The following is a 23,961-nucleotide window of genomic DNA, read 5'->3' as shown; positions in this document are numbered from 1 at the left end:
AAATTATATTTCACGCATATTTTCATGTTTCATTCTATCACTTTTTAAATACAAAAAACCATACAGTTTTTCCATCTCAAAGAAAATGATAAAAACTGTTTGAAAATCAGAAAAAATACTTCTCCAAAGAACTCAAAAATGATAAATTATTAGAAATGCGGATCAAAATATGAGGCAGTTCAGAAACATTCATACTTTATTTCATCAATAAACAGGCAGAACCCCTAAAAACGCTAAACAACTGTATATCAAATATTTAAAAACACAAATGCCCCATGTAGTACCCGTGTAGTAGAGTCTTTTTTTCTGTTTTGGTTAAAAATTTTCATATTTGACCCTGAGACCACGAAAAAAAATACAAGTGGTGAAAAGAGAATATTTCGAGTGCTGTCTGACCTGATGAATCAGACAGTTTTTTTTTGAGTTATTTCAGCGTATCAAAAAAGAGATAGATATCTGTTTCGCTGGGAATATTCAGTTTTTTTCTGATTCTATATTTTTTCTGCTGAACACTTCTGTGCTGAACCAAAGTATAGCTTGCAATTTCTTTAGATGTAAAATGCAGTTTCAGCATGGCACAAAAAACCAACTCGGAACTTTCAAGACCAGGATTAATGGATAAAAGCTGATCTATAAAATCAGGATAAACTTCTTTAAAACGATCCAGAAAGTCAGGATCATTCTTTTTCCCAAGTTCTATAATCTCTTCCTGTTTGTTATCATTCATTCTTATCTTCAGCCTTTCCGCTTCTATTGTAAGATCCTCTTTTCTTTTTCCTAAAGCACGAATAATCCTCCAGGCATATAATCCCAGTAAAGAAAGCCCTGCCAGTGAGAGAAGAATAATCCAATATATTTTACTCTGATGCCGATCCGCATCCTTTTGCGCTCCTGTAATAAAAGCCTCCATATCCTGATTAATGGTTGCCAATAAAGAGGTATTGGCTTTATAATAAGCATCCGTATATGCCTTCAAATAAAGATATGCTTTTTCTTTATCGCCTGTACGTTCATACAACACCCTGAGATCGTTATAAATATATTTGCCATAGTAAGCATAAATACGTTTTGTTTTCTCATTAATTTTCAATGCATTCTTAAGAGCTTCTTCAGCTTTACCGTATTCTTTATAGGTAAGATAATATTCTCCCATAATGGTATTTGCATATAAAGCGACACCGTCTTCTTTTCTTCTTAAATTGGCTTTATTATAAGCAACCGTTACATATTTATAGGCTGAATCCTTATTTTTATGCATATACACATAATCACCTATTGCACAATCCGTTGATCCAGTATCGTCTAATTTCTTTGCTTTATGGAAATATTCAAGAGCTTTTTCGTAATTCTTTTTTTGGATAAAATAAATGGCTTGTCTAAAATAAATACTGAAAAGTAAATCGGTTTTGAGTTCTGATGGAAAGCTTTTGTGCACAAAGCTCATCGCCTCATTATTGTATTGAAAAGCTTTATTAAGCCTTCGGAGTTCTAGATTAAAACGACCATACACATTATAAAACCTGGCTTTATGTAAATTATCTTCCGAATTATCAAGGATTTCTTTTGCATTATCAAAAAGAATCTGGGATTTTTGAAAGTTTTCCAGTGAAATATTAAGTTCTGCCAGATTGATATAGCACAGAGCTTTTCCATCGGCATAGTTTATTTTATCTGCTTGTTTGTAATATCTTTTATTAAGACTGATTAAGGAGTCATATTCTCCGGCAATTCTAAATTTCTCATTCTGCCTCAGCAAAGAAAGATCAAATTTCTGTTCTGCCTCTTTTTTTGAATGAGAATGACAAGAAACCAAAATAATAAATAAAACTGCAAGAAAAATACGTGTCATATGTTTCTTTATTTAAGCTAAATTTCTGTATAAATTATAATTAAAAGATAATCTCTTAGAAACTCTACTAACGTTTTTAAGTTTTCAATAGTTATTTCTGCTGAGATGAATAATAAAATCTTTTCATAAAACAGAATCAGGCAACTTTTATTGTGATCAATTCCATTATTCACCTAAGTTTTCAAAAAAGTCATAAATATCTGTTTCTCCAGGGATATTCATTCTTTTTCTGATTCTGTATTTTTTCTGCTGAACAGATCTGTGCTGTACAAAAGTATAGTCTGCGATTTCCTTTGACGAAAAACGCAGTTTTAGCATAGCACAGAAGGTAAGTTCAGAATTTTCAAGGTCAGGGTTGATCTCTAGAAGTGCTTTAATAAATTCAGGATACAGTTCTTTGAACTTCAATAGAAAAGAGGAATCATTGAGCTTGGCAAGCTCAGTAATTTCTTCCAGCTGTTTTGTTTGAACACTGTTTTTCAAAGCATCTGTCTGTTCTTTCAATGTATTTTTCTTCTGCTTCAGACCACTGATCATCTTTCTTACATATACTCCTGAAACGGTAAGAACAGTTATAGATAAAGCGATAAATAATGGGAGATCATTCTTATGCCAGTCGGATTCCTGCTTTACTTCCAACATAAAATCTTCGGTAGCTTTATTCATTGCAGCAAATCGGGAGACATCAGACCTTCCCTCTTCCTCCATGTATCTTTTTAAATAAAAGTAGGCTTTTTCTCCTTCATTTTTTTTCTTATACAACTCCGCAAGAGCTTTATAAACGTCTTTTATATGTGAAGAATAGGTATGTCTTGTTTTAATATTAATTTCCAGTGCTTTTTTCAGTGCTTTTTCAGCCTGTTCACTATTATCCATTTCATTATAGTAATATCCCATGGTATAGTAAACCCAAAGAGATTCTACATCTGTCGTTTTTTGGTTCAACATTTTTTCATCTGCCCGGGCTATATATATCCCTGCAGAATCTGGCTTATGAACAAATAAATAGTACTGAGCAACCATACAGTTTGTGTAGGCTGAATTTTCCAGCGCATTGGCTTTTGTAAAGCATTTTAAAGAGGTTCCCAACCATCCTTTCCATGCATAATAAATGCCTTTATTTACATATAGTCTTGGAAGAAGCTTTTGAGTAAGTTTCGTTTTTTTTGCCTGTTTTAAATATTGAAAAGCTTTATTATTACATTCTAGAGCCTTATCGTTTAGTTTAAGATGCGAATAATAAAAACTGTAATCATCATAGAAGGTTGCTTTGTGATAAGGATTCTCAGAGTTTTCCAAATCTTTCTCTGCTTTATTGAAAAAAAAGCGGGCTTTTTCGTAATTCCCTGCTGAGACATTGACTCCTGCCATGTTCAGGTAACATAACCCTTTTCCTGCTTTATATTTCATTTTAGCAGCTTTTTTCAGATAGGTTATATTGAGGTGGACAAAAGATTCATACCTGCCGGACAGCTGCAGTTCAGCACTTTGAGTCAATAAAGAAACATCAAAATTTTCTCTTTCCTTATCATGAGAATCCTGATTACAAGAAAATATACACAAAAACAATCCTATACAGATTGTATAAGCTATTACTTTCTTTATGTCCTTTGGATGCCTCTTTTTATTTTTAAAAAAGATCAAATCTATTTTTCCCATCACCACCAACTTTTCCCTATGTCTACCTATACATATTTCGTAAAAATATGTTGATAATTTTCTACTATTCTTTTATTATTATTCCCCAATATGTGTTATAAATATACATAATTTATCATGCTTATTGTGAAATAAGCATCTTATTTTGCAAAAATGTAATATTTAAATAAAGTAACACAATTTTCCCCATAAACAGACACTTTTTACTATATCAGAATTTTATGTAGGCATTTCTGATCAAAAAAACGAATGTTTTGTTTATAATAAGACTACCTGAAATGAAAATTGTTACAAATATCTTCAGCGGTAAAAAATTCCTGACAATTATTTAAGCTAAACAAATCATATATATTAAATTTAGCATTAAAATAATTCTAAATTTTAAATTAAAAAATTAATAAACACATATCAATCAATAACAAATTATGAATATTAATTATAGGAAAATTTTTCCTGAAGAAAGTAAAATCTATAGAGCTATCCGACTGGAAAGCCTAGAGAAATTTCCTGAATCATTTGGAGCAAATTATCAGGAAGCTCTGAAAATTGAAAAATTTCGGATGGAAAATGATATTGAAGAACAAACAGAGGAAAGATTTGTATTGGGAGCCTTTGCAGACAAGGAACTTATTGGGATCTGTACGTTTGTGAAAGATGAAAATAATATTGGAAATATTTACCAGATGTACGTAAAAAAAGAGTATCAGGGAAAAAATGTAGGTCTGGAACTAATTGAAGCTATTATTGATGAAGCACGTCAAAAATTTAATGATATTGAAATCCATTTAGAAGTCACCCATGGTAACGATAAGGCTTACAACCTGTATAAAAAAGCTGGATTTGAAGAAGTAGAGAGTATCTCCAAGGAAGGTCTGAGTCACAACATTAGTATGAAATATATATGTGAATAAAAAAGCTAATAAATTACCTCAAAGCAGAGCTTTGGCTATCCTTCATAGTTTTAGACATTACTTCTTATGATTTAGAATTATCCGTTTTTTTCTAATCAAAATCAATATTATATAATACCCCAAACAAAAATGCAGAAATATTTTGTGAAGCATAAAACTGCAAGCTTTATTATAATAGTTCTTTTTAACTAAGAAAGGCAATTCAAATGAATCGCCTTTCTTAGTTAATGCTAAGTAATATATTGATCTGTATTAAGTAATTTTTTTTAATTAGTGTATTTTCCTTGTACAAACCATTTTATAATAAAAAACATATAGACTATTTTTTAGAACATTCTAATAAGCGTTATATAAAAATTTTGTGTGACATTTCCTGTATTTTTGATATTCAACGAAGTTCCATGAGCTGTTAAAGTATAATTAAAAGCAGTAGCATTACCCCCCGACTGGCAAGACACTATACCCGTCCAAGAAGTTTCAACTACAGCCCTTGAAGTATTGTTAAATGTAGGAGATTTTTGTGTCCCACTACCGGAATCTGTCATTCCTCCCAAACCGTTTACAGCAATAAAGTTATTACCCGCAAAATTAGCATAATAATACTCTGCAACAGTTCCACCACCACAACCATCAATTGAGGTAATAATAACTTTATAGATCCCTGAATCAATAGTTAAAAACATAGTTGCATCTGTATTAGGAATTACAAAAGCGTTATTAGATCTAAGCTCCCCAAAATGATCATTAGTAGATGGCTTCACCAGAACTCCGTCAGTCTGTGCATATACAGGAGTAATAAGACCAACTCCCAAAGCAGATGCAGCCGTATTTATAGTCCTTACTCTTGCCGTTCCGTTTACGTCAAGTGAATTAGTTGGAGCAGTAGTTGCTATTCCTACCCTGTTGTTGGCAGCATCCACAGAAAGGGATCCATCATCTACTGAAAAAGCATTTACTGCAGTTCCGGTAAAGTTCAATGTATTAGCATTTTGCTTTACAGTTCTGTTTCCTGTAAGTGTTCCATCTGCATTGTAAATGTTTGTGGGATTGTTGCCTGAATTCAACTTCGTCCATACATTGGTGGCATCAAAGTAATAATATCCCACAGTATCTATATTAATGGCATTTCCGGTTTGTGATCCAGTAGCAATGTTATTTATATAGATCAGTGTAGAGTTAGGAATACTTACCATACTTTGAGCTCTTTGTCGGTCCACTCTTGGGATTATAAGTCCATCTACATTGGTTGAAGTTCCTGTTGTATTTTTTGCTTTGATGTCAAAAGTAGATGCGGGTGATGGAGTATTGACACCCATTTGACAGTACATGTTTAAAGAAGCAGCTAATGCTGCTGGAAATAATAATTTTTTCATCTTTAATGTGTTTTATAAAATTATAGATTGATTAAAAAATAATGTTCATCATTTTTTAAAGTTTGCTGATTCAATTGTGTTTGTAAAATTCTATTTTGCAAATTGAAGGAAAAACAAACTTATTTTCAAAAAAAAGATATAACACAAAATTACCACAAAGCACACAATATATTGAAAATCAAAATAATAAAAACAGCAATAATAACAAAACAAAGAAGGTATTAGGTGAAGAGTATCAAATCATATTAATTGAAATTCATACATTTTTTGATAATATCAAACATAATAATGATCTTTAAAAAGGAAAAAGAGCACTTTCAAAATTAAAAATGAGATCATAAATTACTCAAATCAGTTTTTATAACTTTAATATAAAATAAAAATTCTTGTTTTAATTATGCACTGCTATATCTAATTCTAAAAAAAAGAGAATAAGGAAAAAGCAATATTTCTAATAAGATGATAAGTTGAGGAATACAGCGAGCGATAAATAGAATGTTTGATTATTTTGAAACAACAGATTTCAAATCCTGGAATATTTGCACTCATTTAAAATAAAAGCACTATTATACGATTAAATACAGTACAAATAGATTTAAAATTTATCTTTTCTAAAAATTGGATACAACTTTAAATAAAAAAAGAGAACATGCAATAATTTAATTACATATTCTCTTTTTGTTAAAAGTGACCCGGCTGGGATTCGAACCCAGGACCCATACATTAAAAGTGTATTGCTCTACCAGCTGAGCTACCGAGTCGGCCGCTTACTTTTTCAAGTAAATCCCTTTGTTTAAGGGACTGCAAAGATAGAAACTTTTTCTTTATTTACAATACTTTCCTGAGATTTCACAACCTGAACTACGCTAACTTTTACAAAATCAGAGAGAAAAATTTTTCACTCTGGAACTAGCTCTGTGATTTAAATTTTGAATATTGTAAAAATGAACAGAAACCCTTACTCTTATTACTTAAAATAATCTCTAATAGATAAAAATTCTTTGCTTAAAAATTTCTTATATGAATTTTCAGAACTATAATTTGTTTTTTTCAAATAAATTCACTATATTATAGCATGAAAAAAAATGAACGTCAGGACAATATAACACATGCTGGCAAAATCAACGAACGAGCAAAAGCATTGGAAGTCCTTGAAAAAGCAAAAAAAGTACAGGGAAAAATTACATTTCTCCGTCAGGGAGTTGGGAAAAACTTTAAACCGAAAAACGAAGAGTAACGATATTCCTGAATTTCAATTGAATGAACGAGTAAAATCAAACTGGTCAGTTAATACAAATGTATAATAATCGACCATTTTTGAAACATTATAGCAAACACTATAAACAAAAAACCTGCAAATTTAAATTTGCAGGTTTTTTTAATATTTTTCCGATGTATTTGAAAATTTCATTTTCACATCTTTCAGATAGTGACCCGGCTGGGATTCGAACCCAGGACCCATACATTAAAAGTGTATTGCTCTACCTGCTGAGCTACCGAGTCGGCCATTTACTTTATCAAGTAAATCCCTTTGTTTAAGGGACTGCAAAGATAGAAAAACAGTCTTAAATTCCAAACTTTTCCGGGCTTTTTTATAATAAAATTTACTGTCAAAAAGTCAAACGCTTGTTTATAAATTAATTACGTTAATTATTTTTTTTGATAAAAATTACTGGAATAACGGAAATTGCCAAATGAACAAATTTTTTAGACATAATAAAAATATTTTGCTGAATCAAAAATAAAATATATCTTAGCAACTAAGATAATTAGTAATTAAATTAAATAGATGACTAAAAATAATATACAGGATTTTCGTGAAGCCAGCAGATCATATTCTGATGCTTCTATTTTTATGCACGAAGCTATTGCCAGAAAAGCAGGTCTTTCCAGTGCTGACCATAAGTATCTGGGACTTATTCTGAAGTATGAATCTATAACAGCAGGTGAAATTTCAAAGTTAACAGGCCTTACTACCGGTGCCGTGACAGGATTGATAGACAGGCTGGAAAAAAAAAATCTACTTAAGAGGCAGTTTATCCCGGAAGACCGAAGAAAAGTAGTCATCATTCCAAATGTTGAGAACAGCATGAAATTATTGGGTCCTATTTTCGATGAGCTGCAGCAGAAAACACTTGCACTCATTGCTACTTTTTCTCAAAAGGAAATAGAATCCATTGAGCGGTATTTCAGAGAGGCAACGATTATTATGAAAGAAACAGCAGATCATTTAAACACCCCATAAAACCATTATAAAACCATGGAAAGTTTAACCGTCACTTCAATTAGCCGCGCAGAAATATGGCTTTGTATTACCACATTGCTTTATTTCCTTATGAATGGCGCACAGATTTTCGAAACTCTTGTATTTGTCCCAAAATGGGCTTCTTCCCCACCCGACACATTTAAATTCCTTCAGGATGGAAAAGGAGCAAGTCTGAAATTTTTCTGGATCATTCTTCATTCCCTTCATGAGATCGCTTTCATATTTGCTATTATTTTTTGCTGGAAAATAGATCCGGTAAGGAACTGGCTGTTGGCTTTATTCGTCATTCATGCAGCGGTAAGAGTCTGGACGCTAACCTTTTTTGCTCCTCATATTATACAATTCCAAAACCTGGCAGCATCCTCTTCCGTTTCAGAAGAAATAATATCCCGGATATCACTCTGGAAAACCCTTAATTATGTGCGGGTAGCTATTTATATTGCCTTATCAATGGGCTTTATTCCTCTTTGTATCAAACTTTTCAGCTTCCGTCATTAATTATTATTCAAAAAATAAATTTCGCCAACTTTTACAGTTGGCGAAATTGTAAAATAAAATAGTTTTAGTTCTAATTTGAAACATCAACTTTATTATTCTGATATTCAAAAATTTCAACAATTGTATCAACAGTTTCCTGCCCCAGATGCTTTCCAATAAGATAAAGGGCAGCATCAATTCCGGCTGTAATTCCTGCAGTAGTAATTAGCTGTTCCTGATCAACATAACGCACATTTCTGATTACATTAGCCTCAAGGTTATGCTGTTCCAGGGTATCTAGCAACATACTATGTGTTGTAATCTTATGATTGGCCAGTATACCTGTTCCGGTAAGCAGCATACTTCCTGTACATACTGTAAATACTACAGTACCTAGATCGTAATTGTCTTTGATCCATTTCAGCACAGTTCCCTGAAAGTCTTTATCCTGAATATACTTCATAATGTGCTCTGGATTTGCTCCTGGAACAACAATCATATCCGGTTTAGGGCATGTATGAATGTCATAAGTAGGAATGATGGCCATTGTATTGGCTTCCATATACACAGGTTCTTTTATCTTCCCGACTGTAAAGCAATGATAGGAATTTGGATGGATGACATTTGCTTTTACAAAAACATCTAAAGGTCCGTTTAAATCAAGGGCTTCTACCTGATCATAGATTAAAAATGCGACATTCATTGTTTTCCTGTTTTGTACGTGTTTCATAATGCTGTTATTTTTAAGATTATTATTTTTTGAAGAAAGGCACAGGTCTACCCTGCTGACCATTGAGGATGATCAGTTTTATGTTAATTCAGAAGAAAAAACAATTATTCTGTGGTCTTGAATGCTTTCCGGTATTGTGCCGGAGAAATGGAAATATTTTTAAGAAATACTCTGCTAAGCGAAACCGAATTGCTAAAACCACATTTATCCGCAATCATATCCACGCTCATATCGGTATATTCCAGCATATTTTTAGCCTGATCCAACCTCATTTTTTCAAGAAATTTACCCGGTGGCATTCCTGATTCTTTTACAAATACTCTGGAAAAATTACGAATACTCATGTTAAGTGACTCTGCGATGTATTCTATTGTTATTGTTTCACCCAGCTTATCTTTCAACAGGTCACGAACATCTTTTGTAAGAGGAGACATCATTTCATATTCTGGCAGAGCATTTCCAAACTGCGATTGCATTCCGGATCTTTTTAAATGCAGCACAAGATGACGGGCAACTTCTGTGGCCAACGGTTTTCCAAAATCTTCTTCTAAAAGAGCTAATGCAAGATCCATCCCCGAAGAAACACCTCCTGAAGTATAGATAGGTTTATCACAAATAAAAAAAGGATTGACATTCACCTCCAGTTTTGGGTAGGATTTCTGCAATGTGTCTGCAAATTTCCAATGAGTTGTTACCTGTTTACCATCCAACAGACCTGCTTTGGCCAGAACAAATGCTCCTACACAAACGGATCCTAAACGCCTTACTTCTGACCTTATATTTTGGAGATAATGATAAATATCCGGGCTGATCTCATCTAATACGCACAAGGTTGTCCCAGCCACCAACAAAGTATCTATAGGAAAATCAATATCATAAATGGTATGACTGCACAATAAAGGCATTCCTGAACCGGAACAAATGGTTTTCTCGGAAGTTCCGGAAACCAGATAAACATGATAACCTCCATCATAACTGTCACTGCTCAAAAATCGGCTTGCGGCTGTAAAAACATCCAGAGGTCCGGCAATATCAAGCAGCTGCACTTGTGGCAATGCCAGAAGCACTATGTTTTTCACTTCGGCATATTGTCCTTCTTTCCTCATATCTCGTTCTGTATGAGTACAAATGTAAAGAGAAAGCATTTTGTCTGCAATGACAAAAAACATACTGTTTCGGCCAAAATAGATATTCAACCACAATAAAAAGAGACTGCCTATAAGACAGTCTCAGCACTCTACTATAAAATTAGCTAACAAGCTATACTTTTAATTAAGAATCCATCCTTAAGCCGGTGACAATCTGCGGGATTTCAAATAAAGAGCAGTACGATTCAGATAAGGAAAAATTAAAATCAATAACAATGAAGCGGCAAGAAGCCAGACCATCATTTCGTAATAATCCATGGCAAAACGGACATGATTCTGAACATTCATCCTTCCAATCAATAACTTATTGGCAGCTTTTACAGCCTTACCTTCAGGCATTCCTCTGGCAACCAGTTTAGCTGTCTGCTGGTGAAGAAAAATCTTGACAGCAGGATCTACAGCACTTAAATGATCCTGAAAAGCATTATAATGACGACTTTTTTCAAAAAGTTCAAAAAAATTAATCAAAGCAATGCTGACGCAAAATCCAAGATATCGGATTGCTAAAGCCGTTGCAGCAGCGGAAGGTCCAATTATGGCAGGAACGGACGAAATAATAAAAATGATTGTAGGAACCATAATCAATCCTACCCCCAATCCCTGAAGGAATAATGGGATGTAATAATTAAATTCATCAGCCTGAACATCAAAAGAATAATACATTAATCCATGAAAAATCAACAGCATAAGAAAGCCAGGAACCCAGATAAACCGTATATTTTTCTTTTGCAAAACCATACAGCAGGCAATGATTACTCCGATAACCAGCCCGGCCAGATTAAAAATATTAATATAAGAAATATGAAACGGATCTAAATGCAATTCTGCAGCAAAGTAAGTATTCACAATTCCTGATGCAAACCTGCAGATGTACATTACAAAAAGAATCAGTAAACCCACTTTAAAGTTTCGGTATCTGAAAACCCGCAGGTCAATATAAGGTCTTTTAATAGCCTGCTGGCGGAATATGGATATACTAGTTAAAACAATAATTCCGATTACACTTCCCAGAATCCGGTTATCTTCCAGCCAATAATATTCCTGACCAAAAATGGTAATATATCCTACCAGAACCAATATTGTACTGAACAGCCCAAAACTCTGCCAGTCAAGTTTATAGAGATGAAATCTGGCATGGGTTCTGTAATTGCTCATCGCAAAAGTCAGGAAAATAAGTCCCGGCAGATAGGAGAATATGGCGGTTTTATAAACAATATTAAAATTATAGGAGTCAATTAGATCCGCCGTAATCAGGTTATTGAATGGTAATGCACAGATCAGAATTCCGAAAAATACAGAAAAACTGATCTCCCTTCCTCTTTCACTACTCAGCCGGGTAAAAATAAGGGTAAGCGAAAGATTGACATTCCCTGCAAACAACATTCCCTGTATAAAACGAACCGGAAACAGAATGTAAACTTCACGAGTGAAATAACAAATCAGACAAGCCAGAATCTGTAGTGTAGTAAACAGAAGAAAATATTCTTTGGCGGCCAGAAAACTGAAAAACCTCCTTTCCAAGCTATAAAAACCTACATATCCGGCATAAAACAATGCTACAGAAAACTGAATATCTGCCGGTTCACATCCATAATATCCCGCAGCTGCATTCACATTCGCCAAGGGAAGAAAAAATATAATAATTCCCGGAAGCGTCATTGAAAAAAGAATAATCTTCACCAGCCATTCCGGAGCCCATTTTTTAAAATAGGGCATTTGTCTTTTAACCATTGGAATGCTTTTTATCGGCATATACATTTACGTTCATTCCTACTTTCAGAACATCAATATCTTTCCTTATTCCATCCACTTTAATTCTCACAGGAATACGCTGTACAATTTTCACGTAATTTCCGGTAGAGTTATCCGGTGGAAGCAGTGAAAAACTTGATCCTGTTGCAGGAGAAAGTGAGATTATCGTCCCTTTAAATTCTCTGTCCGGATAAGAATCGGCCACAATTTTCACATGATCACCGATGTGCATATCTTTGATCTGTGTCTCTTTATAATTGGCTACCACCCATTTATCGGTTTCGTTATTAACAATAAATGCCAAGGTTTCTCCGGCATCAATCATCTGCCCTACCTCAACCGTTCTTCTTCCCATCCTTCCATCATAGGCTGCTGTGACAGCGGTATAACTCACATCCAGTTTGTGACGATCCAACAATGCTTCCAGTCTTGCAATTTCAGCTAATACAACCGTTTTTTCAGCCTGAATATCATTAATTTTAGATACTGATGCCGCATAATTATCCTGTGAAGATTTATAATCGCTTTCATTCACATCCAGTGTTGCTTTCACATCTTCAAGACGCTGCTTAGTAGCAGATTCTTCATCATACAGCTTTTTATATCTGTCATAATCCAGCTGTTGTTTCCAGACTTTCGCTTTACTGGCATCCACCTGGGCCATTGCTACTGCGGCTTCTTTTTCTGTGGTACCAGTAGTGCTTTCCAACACTCTCAGTTGTGCGCGGGCTTTCTGAATGGCTGCCTGAGTCTGTTTTTCCTGAAGAATATATTCACGGTTATCAATGATTAAAAGGGTATCTCCTTTTTTGACCTCCTGATTTTCTTCAAACTTTACGGCTACGATAAACCCTCCGGCTCTTGAAATAATAGGATTCACATATTCCTGAACCTGCGCATCATTGGTCTGCTCATAAGCATAATAATTTTTGAGGGTAAAACCGCCCCAAACTGCAAGTGCAGCTACGATTAGAACTGAAATCCATCCTGTAATCTTTGTAATCAATCTATCGGTGGGAGTATATTTTTTTTTCATTGTATTATAAAATTCCTGTAATATTTTGTAATAAATAGTAATTATTTTGAGCCATGATCTTGGCTGCTTCCAGCTCAAATTTTGTCTGAAGCAGCTGTATATCAGCATCCAGCAGTTCTGTAATAAGAGAAGTCTGGCTGAAATAGGTATTCTTAATGATACGTGCGTTCTCTTTGGCCTGAATGACATTCGCTTCTGCTACTTTTATCTGTTCAAGAGCTTCCTGATAGCGCAAATACGCTTCTTTCACCTGTTGCCTTACCTGATCTTCTGTATCCTTGTGTGCCTCTTCTTCTTTTTCAAATTCCAGCTGTGCCTCTTTTACTTTATTTGTATTATGATAAAGGGAAGAAATGGAAAATGAAGCCTTAATTCCCACAATTCCCAACGAATACCAATAAGGATTATAAGGATAAAGGAAAATCTGCGGATTGGCATAATAAAATTCGCCATACATCCCAATTTTAGGGCGTACATTGGCTTTTACCTGCTTCACTTTCAGTTTACTCAATTCTGTCTGCTGTCCTGAAACATGGTAGTTGAAAGAATGGTCCAATGCCAGTTTCAGATATTCATTGTAGGTAGTGTTTTCGTTCCACTGATTAATGGGTGCTTCGGGCATCACCATCTGGTCATCAGGAATTCCGAGAATAATATTCAGTTTTTGGGTAGCAATCAGAATATCATTTTCTATGGTAATCAGTGTCATTTTTCGTTTTGAAAGCTCAAGTTCAATTCTTAACACATCACTTTTTAAAACCACGCCGTTTTTATAAAGTACCTGTATTTCTTTAAGCTGTGTTTTTTGATCCTCTATATCGTGTTTTATCAGATCTCTGAAAATCAAAGTTTTCTGAAGTTCAAGATAAAGGGCTGCTGTTTTATAATGAATATCTGAAACCGACTGTTTCTTCTGAATATTCTTAATTTTTTGAAGCGTTTGGTTTTCTTTGATCTTAAGATTCAGTTTGTTTCCGTTATAAATGTTCAGGTAAAAATCTGCTCCGGCCCGGTAAAGCGTATGAATCACTTCATGCTGTGTGGGTCTGGAAAAAATTCCGTTTTCATAGATAGGAATATTGGATGCTTTTTCTACCGAACCTTTTACATCAATCTCCGGCAAACGCTCTCTTTTAGCATCTTTTACTTCAGCTTCGGCAATGTCTGCACTGATGGTATTGATTCTGATGTTGCGGCTATTTTCTTCCGCTTTTTGCCATGCGTCTTTTAGGGAGAGACGTATGGTATCCTTTGCTGGACTACCGGTTTGAGCTGATAGGGTGTAGGAAATTCCAACTATCAGTAATCCGGCGACATAAGTTTTCATTTGAATTTTTGAATTATTGCACTGCAAATTTATTGGCAATCCGGAAATATTATTTATCTAAAATAGTCAACTTTTACATGATTCCGGCCAAATGCTTATATTTGCATTTTCTTTGGAACTTTAAACTTTTTTATGGGATTAATTGCTGCACTTCCTGACATTGATAAAGACGATAAAAGTGTATTTGTAATGCACGAAAAATCAGAAAAACTGATTCCTTTTCATAAACATACAAAGGGGCAGTTGAGCTATGTAGAAGGAGGTATCGCCTATATTACGATTAATAACAGAACCTATGTAGTTCCGGCAAGACACTTTTTCTGGATTCCGCAAGGGATGGAACACATTTTAGAGATCGGATATACCGCCACTGTCCTGAGATCGCTTTATTTTTATGCTCATGATGATACTGCAGATCCTTTCTATAGCCGGCTGGGAATTTATCCGGCATCAGAACTTTTGATTCAGATGATCAAGTACACTGAAATCTGGGATGAAAAACATATCACGGCAAAAGATGAAAACTTTGAATTTTTAGTGGCATTAAAAAAGATTCTTCCCAAAACCCATCAACAGCCCTTGCCTATTATTCTTCCTGCGACCCATAACAAACAGATGATGAAAATAGTTTCTTATCTGGAATGGAATATCGGAGAAAAGCTTACTCTGTCCAATATCAGCAGTAGATTTGGTTTGAGTGAGCGCTCTCTGTCACGACTTTTCAAAGCGGATATGGACATTTCTTTTCTTCAGTATCTGAAAACATTAAGAATCATCAAAGCCATTGAACTGCTTTTAAATACAGACAAACCCATCAATGAAATTGCCGATGATGTAGGCTATAGCTCTATCAGTGCATTCAGTGATACTTTTCATGAATTTACCCAATCGAGGCCATCTGATCTTAGAAAAAGTAATAAAGCAACCCAAAATATGTTGGGATAGAGAGCTTAGAAATGATCTTCATCAGATTTAGAAAAAAATAAAAGACTAATTTATCTTTTATTAAAAATATCTTTCTATATTTGTCCCATAAAACTCAGTAAAATGTTTTCAAAAACCTGTGAATATGCTTTAAGAGCCTTGATCTATATTGCCCAGCAGTCTAAAAATGACAGCAGGGTCGGGATTAAGGACATTTCAAAAAGCATCCATTCACCAGAACATTTTATTGCTAAAATTTTACAGGATCTGGGCAGAAAAGGATTTGTGCAATCCGCCAAAGGTCCAAACGGAGGTTTCTATATGGATCAAAAAAATCTGAATACTTCCATTGCTGATATTGTAAAAGAAATTGACGGAGATAAGCTTTTTACCGGTTGCGGACTTGGGCTTGATCAATGTTCAGAAATACATCCGTGCCCGCTTCATGATCAATTTAAAAGCATCAGACAGGATTTGCGTATTATGCTTGAAACTTCAAAAATTCAAATGTTTGTTGATAATCTGGATTTACAACTCACTCATTTAAAAGCTTAAAAAAAAATTTAAATTAATAAAAGATAAAAAGATCTTTTAATATTAAATAAATCATCATGAAATTATATCTTAAAAATCCACTTGTACTGATGCTATTCTGTCTAATGACCGGAATGTTTATCACCATCAGTTTTCTGGAGACTCCTTTGAAGTTTCAGGTTCCCGGGATTACCCTTCCAACAGCACTAGGACTGGGAAAGCTCATGTTTGGACTCTCATCAAAAATGCAGTGGGGATTTCTTATTGTAATCTTGGTTCTGATGCTCATCAGCCGAAGAAATTATACGAAAATTGATTTTATTCTTCTGGTAATTTTATTTTCATTACTTGCTTTAGAGCAGTTCTGGCTGTTACCTGTATTAGATTCTCGTGTCGACTTACTTTCATCAGGAAAAGCAGTATCTCCTACTCCATTGCACGACTATTTTATTTATGCAGAAACCGCGAAAGCATTGATGCTGATGACAGCCATCACTTTACAATTCAAAAGAAACCCAGTTCAATAGCAAAACCAATTCATTATGAAAAAACTTATTCTAAATACCATAGGCGCAATAACCTTAACCGCAATATTATTTTCATGCTCCAAAACAGAAACCACTCCCATTCCACAGCCGGAACCATATTCTACATCACAAAATATTGAGCCACAACCAGTAGAAACAACTCCGGAAGTTCCTGCATCCATAGATGCATCAAAACATGAAGGGTTGAAATTAATAGAAGGAACCGACTGCCTTACCTGCCATAAAATAGATTCAAAATTAATAGGTCCTTCTTACCAGGAAGTTGCAGCAAAATATACGGACACAGATCTTGATATGCTGGCACAAAAAATCATTGACGGTGGTAAAGGCAATTGGGGCGAAATTCCCATGACTCCTCATACAGGCTTGAGTAAAGAGAATGCCAAGCAGATGGTAAAATATATCCTATCACTTAAAAAGTAATAAAAAAAATTTAAAATAATAAAAGACAAAAAAGTATTATATTATGAATACAAGAACAGACTTTATAGGTAATATGGTAGCTGAAGATTTCAGAACAGCTGCAATTTTTAAAAGACATGGCATTGATTTCTGCTGTAAAGGCGGAAGAACCATTGAAGAAGCATGCAGCAATAAGAAACTTGCTCCCGAAAAAATTTATGAAGAACTGGAAGCGCTTCCAAAAAATGAAGGTTCCTCAATAGACTTCAACAGCTGGCCTCTGGATCTTCTCACAGATTACATCGAGAAAACCCACCATCGTTATGTAGAAGAAAAAACTCCCGTTTTGCAGGCATTTCTTGATAAATTGTGTAAAGTGCACGGAGGAAGACATCCTGAATTGTTTGAAATCAATTCTTTATTTAATGAATCGGCACACGATCTGGCCGCTCATATGAAAAAAGAAGAACTGATTCTGTTCCCATTTGTAAAGAAAATGGTGAAAGCTAAACTATCCGGCAATACCCTTCAAAAACCTCATTTTGGAACGGTAGAAAATCCGGTCCACATGATGGAACATGATCATACAATAGAAGGCGACCGTTTCAGAAGGATTGCAGAAATCACCAATGAATATCTTCCGCCAGCGGATGCCTGCAACACTTATAAAGTTGCTTTTGCCATGCTTCAGGATTTTGAAAATGATCTGCATAAACACATCCACCTTGAAAATAATATCCTTTTCCCAAAAGCCATCCGACTGGAGAAAGAATTTGCCGTTGAATCTTAAAAATTAATACTGAATGACACCTAAAAAACTTTGGATATGGCTTGCTGTAGTAATGATTGCGTCGTTTGCTGTATTGATCTTCTATGGAACTGAAATTTACAGAAAAATACCGCCAATTCCGGACAAAGTAGTAACTACAGATGGAACTGTGATTGCAACCGCACAGGATATTAAAGACGGGCAGAACGTCTGGCAGTCTATTGGTGGACAAACGGTAGGAAGTATCTGGGGACATGGTGCCTATATTGCTCCAGACTGGACGGCAGATTACCTTCACCGCGAATCTGTTCTGCTGCTTCATGAACTGGCCAAAAAGGATGGAAAGGTTTATAAAAACCTTCCGGATGAAGAACAGGCGAAATATCAGGTATTGCTGAAAAAAGAGCTTCGTACCAATACTTTTAACGAGAGTAAAAATGAAATTATATTCTCTCCTGAACGGGCTGAAGTGCAGAAACAGCTTGCACAGTATTATTCAAATTTATTTATGAATGATGCTTCCATGGCAACACTCCGTGATCAGTACGCTATTCCGGAGAATACCATCAAAGATACCGGAAGAATGGCCAAAATGAATGCTTTCTTTGCATGGAGCACCTGGGTGTGTATTACGGAAAGGCCGGGAGATGATGTAACCTATACCAATAACTGGCCTCATGATGAGTCCGTTGGAAATGTTCCCCCTCCTTCACTTCATTTGTGGTCAGGATTCAGTATTTTACTTTTATTAGGGAGTGTGGGGCTTTTGGTATTTTACCATGCAAGGAACAAAGAGGAAGAGATCAGTGAGGTTCTTCCACACGGAGATCCACTGAGAAATATGAAGCCAACACCTTCTATGAAAGCCACATTGAAATATATCTGGGTGGTAGCATTGCTGATTCTTGTTCAAATGCTTGCAGGAGTCGTTACCGCGCATTATGGTGTGGAAGGAAGCGGATTTTATGGAATTCCTTTGGATCAGTTTTTGCCACAGTCGGTTTCCAGAAGCTGGCATGTACAGCTCGCCATATTCTGGATTGCTACCTCATGGCTGGCCACAGGACTTTATATTGCTCCAGCCGTTTCAGGGTATGAGCCGAAATATCAGAAATTGGGAGTCAATATATTATTCGGTGCCTTACTGATTGTTGTACTGGGATCTTTAACCGGACAATGGCTTGGTGTGATGCAAAAGCTTGGTCTGGTAGATAATTTCCTTTGGGGCCATCAGGGATATGAATATGTAGAACTGGGCAGAGTTTGGCAGGTATTATTACTCATAGGCCTTATCCTTTGGTTGGTTTTAATGGTCAGAGCACTGCTTCCGGCTTTAAGACGTAAAGATGGAGACCGTCATTTATTAACCTTATTTACGCTTTCATCTGTAGCAATTGCCTTATTTTATGGTGCAGGATTAATGTATGGAAGGCAAACTCATATGGCCATTGCCGAATATTGGAGATGGTGGGTGGTTCATCTTTGGGTAGAAGGTTTTTTTGAAGTGTTCGCAACGGTAGTGGCTGCATTTTTATTTACAAGACTCGGATTATTAAGACTAAAATCTGCCACCAATGCCGTTTTATTTTCTACCATTATCTTTCTTGGCGGAGGCATTTTGGGAACATTCCACCATTTGTATTTCAGTGCTACGCCAACCGCTGTGCTGGCATTGGGAGCAACTTTCAGTGCACTTGAAATTGTTCCGCTTGTTTTGATAGGTTATGAAGCCTACCAAAACTATCAGTTAAGTAAATCAACGCCTTGGATTCAGGCTTACAAATGGCCTATATACTGTTTCATAGCCATGTGTTTTTGGAATTTTCTTGGTGCAGGGATCTTCGGATTTGCTATCAACCCTCCTATTGCATTGTATTATATTCAGGGACTGAATACCACAGCGGTGCACGGTCACGCTGCCTTGTTTGGAGTCTATGGAATTCTGGGAATCGGATTGATGATGTTTGTTTTGCGCGGGCTTTATCCTGACCGTCAGTGGAATGATAAATTAATAGGCTGGGCATTCTGGATGATCAACATAGGATTGCTGGTGATGGTAACCATCAGTCTTCTTCCAATAGGAATTATGCAGTCTGTGGCTTCTATAAAAGAAGGTTACTGGTATGCACGTTCTGCAGAATTTATGCAAACGGACATCATGCATTTTCTAAGATGGATGCGGGTGCCTGGAGATATTTTATTGGCTGCCGGTGAATTGCTTTTGGTTATTTTTATCATTGGATTGAAATTTGGCTGGTCGTTGAAAGAAAAGCGTTAGGATGAATGATTCAACCTCATCGATTTTTGAACTTGTGAGGTTTGAGGATTTTTAAAAAGCTTTATTCCGATGTTGATTTTTAACGCAAAGGAATATTATGGTCCCATTTATTTCAAGGGAGCGAAGAAGAGCGACTTTGTCGCGGATGAAGCTTTATGATAATACATTCGCTTAAAAATGATCAATGAAATTGATCAAATCTACTTGCTCTCAATAAATAGAATCAAGTATGTAATTCTTTGCGTTTATAAAATAAAATTCCATTTACATTAAAAAGCCTTTAAATATTGAATTTAAAGGCTTTTATTTAAGATTTACTGCGTTACTTTCATTAGCGCATTGGTAATTTCAAGTTCTTTTTTTCTGGAATACGTGGAATCAAACGGCTCCATCACATTAAATAAATACTGATAAAAAGGAGCAATCTGGCGAACATTTTCAGCTTCTTTCGCGGCCTTTTCTTTGCCCATCTGCTGCAGTCCTTTTATAAATACATTGAATTTCTTATCAATCGGCTCCATTGATTTTAAAAGGTAAGCTTTTGCTTTTTCATTCTCACCCAAAGTCTTGTAACCATCTGTAACCGCTGAAACAACAAGTGCATATTCCATCGGTTTTGACTTCATCTGTCTTTTGGCCATTGCTTTAAATGAAGGGGTCAGGTTTTGGTAATAATCGTACTCTTCAAATATTCCTTTTTTCAGCGTTTCTGCCAGTTCAAGACCTTTTTGTTCCTGTCCGGCAGCAATATATCCTGTAACCATGGCACTTAATGAGCGCGGATCATTATATTTTTCCACAGGAATTTCTTTGGCTGCAAGATCCAGTAATTCTAATGCTTTAGCTTTCTGTCCGCTTGCCACAAGTGCAGACACAGCTCTGCTAACCGACGTTCTGTAGCCCAGAATATTAGACGTAGCCGTTTCATCATAATAATTACTCAGGTCTTTAAAATTTCCCCATCTGAAGTTTTTCACCACCTGATAAAGAGAATTGGCATCTACTCTTCCTTTGTCTCCATCCGGTTTCTGAGGAGTGTGAATAGGAACCAGCCTGTAACTGAAACCGTCAAATTGAAGATACTCATCCAGATAAAAAATGTTTTCACTGTCGTACATTCCGCCTGAAGAGAAATTTATAGAACGTTTCCAATCGAAATTAGCCAGCATATCCAGCAGCATCAGATTGCTTTTATAAAGTAAACTGGCTTCATAATTAATCATGATCTGATCCTCGGTATTTGGAAGATCAGCTTTATTAATAATTCCAGATTTCACAGCATTTTCTTTATTGACAGGAAGAATAAATTTACTCACCGGAAGGATATTATATTTTTCATAATTTTCCCCAACGTACATTTTCAACAGCTCGTCTTTTTCTGGTGATTTTAATTTCAGGAATTTCATAGCCTCTTTTAAAGTAAGCGAATCCTGGGTCAGATATTTTCTGAACTCCTGAAAAGCGGTCTCCGGAGCTCCTTGTTCTTTTAACATTTGGAAAATCCGTTCCCAATTTTGTTTTGTCATCAGATATACGGCGTCATTCACTCCATCTCTGTATTCTTCATGAGTCAATTCACTTGGAATTCCCATGGCATTGTATGTTTTTCTTTTTACCTGATCAATATTCCAGGGCGTACCTAAAAGTGTAAAATTGACCGTTTTCACATCATCTCTGAATCTTTCCGTCTCCTGAATGGCCCACACCGGAAAAGTATCATTATCACCATAAATAAATATGATGTCGTTTTTAGGCAGCGAATGTAAGAACGAATAGGCATAATCACGGGCTGCCGTCTTTTTGCTTCTGTCATGCGAAGTATAATTCTGAAATCCCATCATAAAAGGAACCCCTAATAAAACTATTCCCAAAACAATATTAGCAGCATTGGATTTAACCTTAGATTGAATCAGCCAAAGGAGTGCTCCCGCTCCCAACCCTATCCAGATTGCAAAAGCGTAAAAAGAACCTACCATGGCATAATCTCTTTCTCTTACTTCAAATGGTTTTACTCCGGTATAGAAAACAATTCCCAGACTTGTCAAAATAAACAGTGAAAGCATGGCATAAAATCGTCCAAAATCTCTGTTGAGCTGGAAAAAGAAACCAAACAAACCTAAAATCAATGGCAAAAAGAAAAACTTTACAGTACTTTCATTTTTAAACTTGACGGGCATATGATCCTGATCTCCCAATAACGTATTATCAATAAAAGAAAATCCTGAGATCCAGTTACCGTTGGTATTTTCCATATGCCCCTGAAGATCATTCTGTCTCCCTACAAAATTCCACATCAGATATCTTACAAAATAATATCCGGTTTGAAAGGAGAAAAAATAGTCCATATTCTGAGCCAAAGAAGGACGTTTAACCTTAATAATATCATAAGGCTTTACCTTCAGATAATCTTCCGCAGTGATGGAATCTCCTTCATATTTCGCTCTCAATTCTTCGAAAATCCTTTTAGCTTCCGGATTGTCTGCCGCTTCTTCGTTATCATAATTAAAGGTAAAATCAGGAGCTCCGTATAAAGAAATATAGTTGGCCATCACTTCTTTATCTTCATTGAACATCCTTGGCATAAAGCTGATATGAGATTTATTAAATACATAATTGAACCTTTCACCGGCTTTTCTGTAAGTACCTGTTTTTTCGTCTTTTTCGTAAATATCTCCAGTAATGTCTTTTTTGTAATTTCCTTCTTCATCTTTTTCTAATCCGTTACTGTCGAGAAATGCGGTGTAGTTCTGTCCGTAAATGGTAGGCCAGTCGCCATATTGTGCTCTGTTATAGTAGTCTCTCATTCCGATGGCTGTATCCGGATCATTAAGGTTCATCGGAGGATTGGCATTCGCTCTGATGGGGATCACCAGCCAGCATGAGAATCCAATAATCATATAAACAAGGGATAAGGCTACAGTCTGATACACTTTTCTTTTGGCTTTTCGGGCATATTTTATCAGGAGATAACTGATTACTGTCATAAGAACAAACGCTGCAATTGTTCCTGAATGGAAAGGAAGCCCCAGCCCATTCACAAAGAAAATTTCAAGTTTTCCAAACATCGTCATAATCAAAGGAAAAATAATTTTGAATACGAAGGCAAGAATTCCCAGCGTAATCAAATTCGCAATCATAAAACTCTTCCAGGAAAAAGTGTAATTTCTGGCATAATAAACCAGGCAGATAGCCGGAATAGCCAGCATACACATCATATGTACACCTACAGAAAGCCCGATGATGAAGAAAATAAGAATAATCCATCGCTCGCTGTCAACTGCTTTATATTCGTTCTCCCATTTGGTGATAAGCCACACCAGCAAAGCAACAAACATAGAAGCCATTGCATACACCTCTCCTTCTACCGCCGAAAACCAAAATGTATCTGAAAATGTAAAACATAAAGCACCGATTACTCCGGCAAAAAGAATCGAGATTTGTTGATGTTTCGTAATTTCTTCAAAATCTTTATGTAAAAGTCTTCTTAAAAAATGAGTAATCGTCCAGAATAGAAACAAAATGGTAAAGGCACTGAATAATGCAGACATAGCATTGATCACAATAGAATAATTTTCAGCATTTCCTAACGCAAAAAAACTCGCTACAGCTCCCACAATCTGAAACAAAGCGGCTCCCGGAGCATGGGTAACTTCCAGTTTCACAGCTGAAGAGATATACTCTCCACAATCCCAAAAACTCAGGGAATGTTCCATCGTTGAAAGATAAGTAATAAGCGCAATGGCGAAAAGGAACCATCCCAGTATGGTGTTCCATTTTTTAAAAGACCAATTTTTCATATAATATTTTCCAATATGTATATAACAATTGGAGAAAAGGTTTTATTACATTTAACTTAGTATTTTCTAAACCATAGAAGCTCTAATCTAACTTAATTAAGTTCAAAATGAGATCATAGAAAAGTTCATATAAGTAAGAAATCGAAGATTTATATAAGCTTAAGTGTACTTAATATGCAAC

At 35.6% G+C, this 23,961-nt stretch carries 20 protein-coding genes and 2 tRNA genes; 11 read left to right on the top strand and 11 right to left on the bottom strand.

Annotation, left to right across the window (positions count from 1 at the left end; translation table 11 throughout):
* Positions 1 to 424: 424 nt before the first annotated feature.
* Positions 425 to 1,849, bottom strand: a complete 1,425-nt coding sequence (locus tag ACM6F9_RS16080) for a tetratricopeptide repeat protein (RefSeq protein WP_414846641.1) — start codon at positions 1,847 to 1,849, stop codon at positions 425 to 427.
* Positions 1,850 to 2,014: 165 nt separating this feature from the next.
* Positions 2,015 to 3,508, bottom strand: coding sequence for a tetratricopeptide repeat protein (locus tag ACM6F9_RS16075; protein WP_414846640.1), 1,494 nt, complete (start codon positions 3,506 to 3,508; stop codon positions 2,015 to 2,017).
* 425 nt (positions 3,509 to 3,933) lie between these two features.
* Here ACM6F9_RS16075 and ACM6F9_RS16070 point away from each other — a divergent pair, with 425 nt between their 5' ends.
* A complete protein-coding gene (locus ACM6F9_RS16070) occupies positions 3,934 to 4,419 on the top strand; it encodes a GNAT family N-acetyltransferase (protein ID WP_414846639.1) in 486 nt (161 codons plus the stop codon).
* A gap of 326 nt (positions 4,420 to 4,745) precedes the next feature.
* Here the strand turns inward: ACM6F9_RS16070 and ACM6F9_RS16065 are convergent, their stop codons facing one another.
* Positions 4,746 to 5,792: a hypothetical protein gene (locus ACM6F9_RS16065; RefSeq protein ID WP_414846638.1), complete on the bottom strand. Its 1,047-nt coding sequence runs from the start codon at positions 5,790 to 5,792 to the stop codon at positions 4,746 to 4,748.
* A gap of 95 nt (positions 5,793 to 5,887) precedes the next feature.
* Here ACM6F9_RS16065 and ACM6F9_RS16060 point away from each other — a divergent pair, with 95 nt between their 5' ends.
* Positions 5,888 to 6,091, top strand: a complete 204-nt coding sequence (locus ACM6F9_RS16060; protein ID WP_414846637.1) for a hypothetical protein — start codon at positions 5,888 to 5,890, stop codon at positions 6,089 to 6,091.
* Between the two features lie 389 nt (positions 6,092 to 6,480).
* On the opposite strand, the gene ACM6F9_RS16055 is transcribed toward ACM6F9_RS16060, so the two are convergent.
* Positions 6,481 to 6,553: transfer RNA gene (locus tag ACM6F9_RS16055), tRNA-Lys, on the bottom strand.
* Between the two features lie 314 nt (positions 6,554 to 6,867).
* Here ACM6F9_RS16055 and ACM6F9_RS16050 point away from each other — a divergent pair.
* Complete coding sequence (locus tag ACM6F9_RS16050) at positions 6,868 to 7,029, top strand: hypothetical protein (protein WP_165790583.1); 162 nt, start codon at positions 6,868 to 6,870, stop codon at positions 7,027 to 7,029.
* 193 nt (positions 7,030 to 7,222) lie between these two features.
* Here ACM6F9_RS16050 and ACM6F9_RS16045 read toward each other — a convergent pair.
* Positions 7,223 to 7,295: transfer RNA gene (locus ACM6F9_RS16045), tRNA-Lys, on the bottom strand.
* Positions 7,296 to 7,581: 286 nt separating this feature from the next.
* Here ACM6F9_RS16045 and ACM6F9_RS16040 point away from each other — a divergent pair.
* Both ACM6F9_RS16040 and ACM6F9_RS16035 read left to right on the top strand, forming a co-directional pair.
* Positions 7,582 to 8,037, top strand: a complete 456-nt coding sequence (locus tag ACM6F9_RS16040) for a MarR family winged helix-turn-helix transcriptional regulator (RefSeq protein WP_414846636.1) — start codon at positions 7,582 to 7,584, stop codon at positions 8,035 to 8,037.
* A gap of 15 nt (positions 8,038 to 8,052) precedes the next feature.
* Complete coding sequence (locus ACM6F9_RS16035) at positions 8,053 to 8,556, top strand: transposase (RefSeq protein WP_414846635.1); 504 nt, start codon at positions 8,053 to 8,055, stop codon at positions 8,554 to 8,556.
* 70 nt (positions 8,557 to 8,626) lie between these two features.
* Here the strand turns inward: ACM6F9_RS16035 and ACM6F9_RS16030 are convergent, their stop codons facing one another.
* The 5 genes from ACM6F9_RS16030 to ACM6F9_RS16010 form a co-directional block, all read right to left on the bottom strand.
* Positions 8,627 to 9,265, bottom strand: coding sequence for a DJ-1/PfpI family protein (locus ACM6F9_RS16030; protein ID WP_414846634.1), 639 nt, complete (start codon positions 9,263 to 9,265; stop codon positions 8,627 to 8,629).
* A 104-nt stretch (positions 9,266 to 9,369) separates the two neighbouring features.
* Complete coding sequence (locus tag ACM6F9_RS16025; RefSeq protein ID WP_414846633.1) at positions 9,370 to 10,434, bottom strand: GlxA family transcriptional regulator; 1,065 nt, start codon at positions 10,432 to 10,434, stop codon at positions 9,370 to 9,372.
* Between the two features lie 117 nt (positions 10,435 to 10,551).
* The gene (locus ACM6F9_RS16020) at positions 10,552 to 12,144 is read right to left on the bottom strand and encodes a beta-carotene 15,15'-monooxygenase (protein WP_414846632.1); all 1,593 of its coding nucleotides are present in this window, start codon (positions 12,142 to 12,144) and stop codon (positions 10,552 to 10,554) included.
* Positions 12,137 to 13,201, bottom strand: a complete 1,065-nt coding sequence (locus ACM6F9_RS16015; RefSeq protein WP_414846631.1) for an HlyD family secretion protein — start codon at positions 13,199 to 13,201, stop codon at positions 12,137 to 12,139. Before ACM6F9_RS16015 ends, ACM6F9_RS16020 begins: the two co-directional genes overlap by 8 nt.
* Before the next feature lie 4 nt (positions 13,202 to 13,205).
* The gene (locus ACM6F9_RS16010; RefSeq protein WP_414846630.1) at positions 13,206 to 14,528 is read right to left on the bottom strand and encodes a TolC family protein; all 1,323 of its coding nucleotides are present in this window, start codon (positions 14,526 to 14,528) and stop codon (positions 13,206 to 13,208) included.
* A 132-nt stretch (positions 14,529 to 14,660) separates the two neighbouring features.
* On the opposite strand from ACM6F9_RS16010, the gene ACM6F9_RS16005 reads away from it, so the two are divergent.
* The 6 genes from ACM6F9_RS16005 to ACM6F9_RS15980 all read left to right on the top strand — a co-directional run bounded on the left by ACM6F9_RS16005 (position 14,661) and on the right by ACM6F9_RS15980 (position 19,983).
* On the top strand, positions 14,661 to 15,473 hold the full coding sequence (locus tag ACM6F9_RS16005) for a helix-turn-helix domain-containing protein (RefSeq protein ID WP_414846629.1): 813 nt from the start codon (positions 14,661 to 14,663) through the stop codon (positions 15,471 to 15,473).
* A 102-nt stretch (positions 15,474 to 15,575) separates the two neighbouring features.
* Positions 15,576 to 16,007, top strand: coding sequence for an RrF2 family transcriptional regulator (locus ACM6F9_RS16000; RefSeq protein WP_414846628.1), 432 nt, complete (start codon positions 15,576 to 15,578; stop codon positions 16,005 to 16,007).
* 56 nt (positions 16,008 to 16,063) lie between these two features.
* Entirely contained in the window at positions 16,064 to 16,513 is a 450-nt protein-coding gene (locus ACM6F9_RS15995) for a hypothetical protein (RefSeq protein WP_414846627.1), read from the top strand.
* A 15-nt stretch (positions 16,514 to 16,528) separates the two neighbouring features.
* Positions 16,529 to 16,957, top strand: a complete 429-nt coding sequence (locus ACM6F9_RS15990; RefSeq protein WP_414846626.1) for a c-type cytochrome — start codon at positions 16,529 to 16,531, stop codon at positions 16,955 to 16,957.
* Positions 16,958 to 17,000: 43 nt separating this feature from the next.
* Positions 17,001 to 17,726 (top strand): iron-sulfur cluster repair di-iron protein, encoded by a 726-nt coding sequence (gene ric / locus ACM6F9_RS15985; protein ID WP_414846625.1) that lies wholly within the window; start codon positions 17,001 to 17,003, stop codon positions 17,724 to 17,726.
* Positions 17,727 to 17,739: 13 nt separating this feature from the next.
* Entirely contained in the window at positions 17,740 to 19,983 is a 2,244-nt protein-coding gene (locus ACM6F9_RS15980) for a nitric-oxide reductase large subunit (protein ID WP_414846624.1), read from the top strand.
* 314 nt (positions 19,984 to 20,297) lie between these two features.
* Here ACM6F9_RS15980 and ACM6F9_RS15975 read toward each other — a convergent pair whose 3' ends face one another.
* A complete protein-coding gene (locus ACM6F9_RS15975) occupies positions 20,298 to 23,780 on the bottom strand; it encodes a DUF2723 domain-containing protein (protein ID WP_414846623.1) in 3,483 nt (1,160 codons plus the stop codon).
* Positions 23,781 to 23,961: the final 181 nt, after the last annotated feature.

Origin of the sequence: Chryseobacterium sp. IT-36CA2 (assembly GCF_949767875.1) — a bacterium.
GTDB lineage: Bacteria > Bacteroidota > Bacteroidia > Flavobacteriales > Weeksellaceae > Chryseobacterium.
This window is presented reverse-complemented; position numbering and strand designations above follow the sequence as displayed.

Bases quoted from the DNA above. Each gene is read 5' to 3' on its own strand.
- ACM6F9_RS16080 (WP_414846641.1), bottom strand. From the start codon at position 1,849: ATGACACGTATTTTTCTTGCAGTTTTATTTATTATTTTGGTTTCTTGT.
- ACM6F9_RS16075 (WP_414846640.1), bottom strand. From the start codon at position 3,508: ATGGGAAAAATAGATTTGATCTTTTTTAAAAATAAAAAGAGGCATCCA.
- ACM6F9_RS16070 (WP_414846639.1), top strand. From the start codon at position 3,934: ATGAATATTAATTATAGGAAAATTTTTCCTGAAGAAAGTAAAATCTAT.
- ACM6F9_RS16065 (WP_414846638.1), bottom strand. From the start codon at position 5,792: ATGAAAAAATTATTATTTCCAGCAGCATTAGCTGCTTCTTTAAACATG.
- ACM6F9_RS16050 (WP_165790583.1), top strand. From the start codon at position 6,868: ATGAAAAAAAATGAACGTCAGGACAATATAACACATGCTGGCAAAATC.
- ACM6F9_RS16040 (WP_414846636.1), top strand. From the start codon at position 7,582: ATGACTAAAAATAATATACAGGATTTTCGTGAAGCCAGCAGATCATAT.
- ACM6F9_RS16035 (WP_414846635.1), top strand. From the start codon at position 8,053: ATGGAAAGTTTAACCGTCACTTCAATTAGCCGCGCAGAAATATGGCTT.
- ACM6F9_RS16030 (WP_414846634.1), bottom strand. From the start codon at position 9,265: ATGAAACACGTACAAAACAGGAAAACAATGAATGTCGCATTTTTAATC.
- ACM6F9_RS16025 (WP_414846633.1), bottom strand. From the start codon at position 10,434: ATGTTTTTTGTCATTGCAGACAAAATGCTTTCTCTTTACATTTGTACT.
- ACM6F9_RS16020 (WP_414846632.1), bottom strand. From the start codon at position 12,144: ATGGTTAAAAGACAAATGCCCTATTTTAAAAAATGGGCTCCGGAATGG.
- ACM6F9_RS16015 (WP_414846631.1), bottom strand. From the start codon at position 13,201: ATGAAAAAAAAATATACTCCCACCGATAGATTGATTACAAAGATTACA.
- ACM6F9_RS16010 (WP_414846630.1), bottom strand. From the start codon at position 14,528: ATGAAAACTTATGTCGCCGGATTACTGATAGTTGGAATTTCCTACACC.
- ACM6F9_RS16005 (WP_414846629.1), top strand. From the start codon at position 14,661: ATGGGATTAATTGCTGCACTTCCTGACATTGATAAAGACGATAAAAGT.
- ACM6F9_RS16000 (WP_414846628.1), top strand. From the start codon at position 15,576: ATGTTTTCAAAAACCTGTGAATATGCTTTAAGAGCCTTGATCTATATT.
- ACM6F9_RS15995 (WP_414846627.1), top strand. From the start codon at position 16,064: ATGAAATTATATCTTAAAAATCCACTTGTACTGATGCTATTCTGTCTA.
- ACM6F9_RS15990 (WP_414846626.1), top strand. From the start codon at position 16,529: ATGAAAAAACTTATTCTAAATACCATAGGCGCAATAACCTTAACCGCA.
- ric (WP_414846625.1), top strand. From the start codon at position 17,001: ATGAATACAAGAACAGACTTTATAGGTAATATGGTAGCTGAAGATTTC.
- ACM6F9_RS15980 (WP_414846624.1), top strand. From the start codon at position 17,740: ATGACACCTAAAAAACTTTGGATATGGCTTGCTGTAGTAATGATTGCG.
- ACM6F9_RS15975 (WP_414846623.1), bottom strand. From the start codon at position 23,780: ATGAAAAATTGGTCTTTTAAAAAATGGAACACCATACTGGGATGGTTC.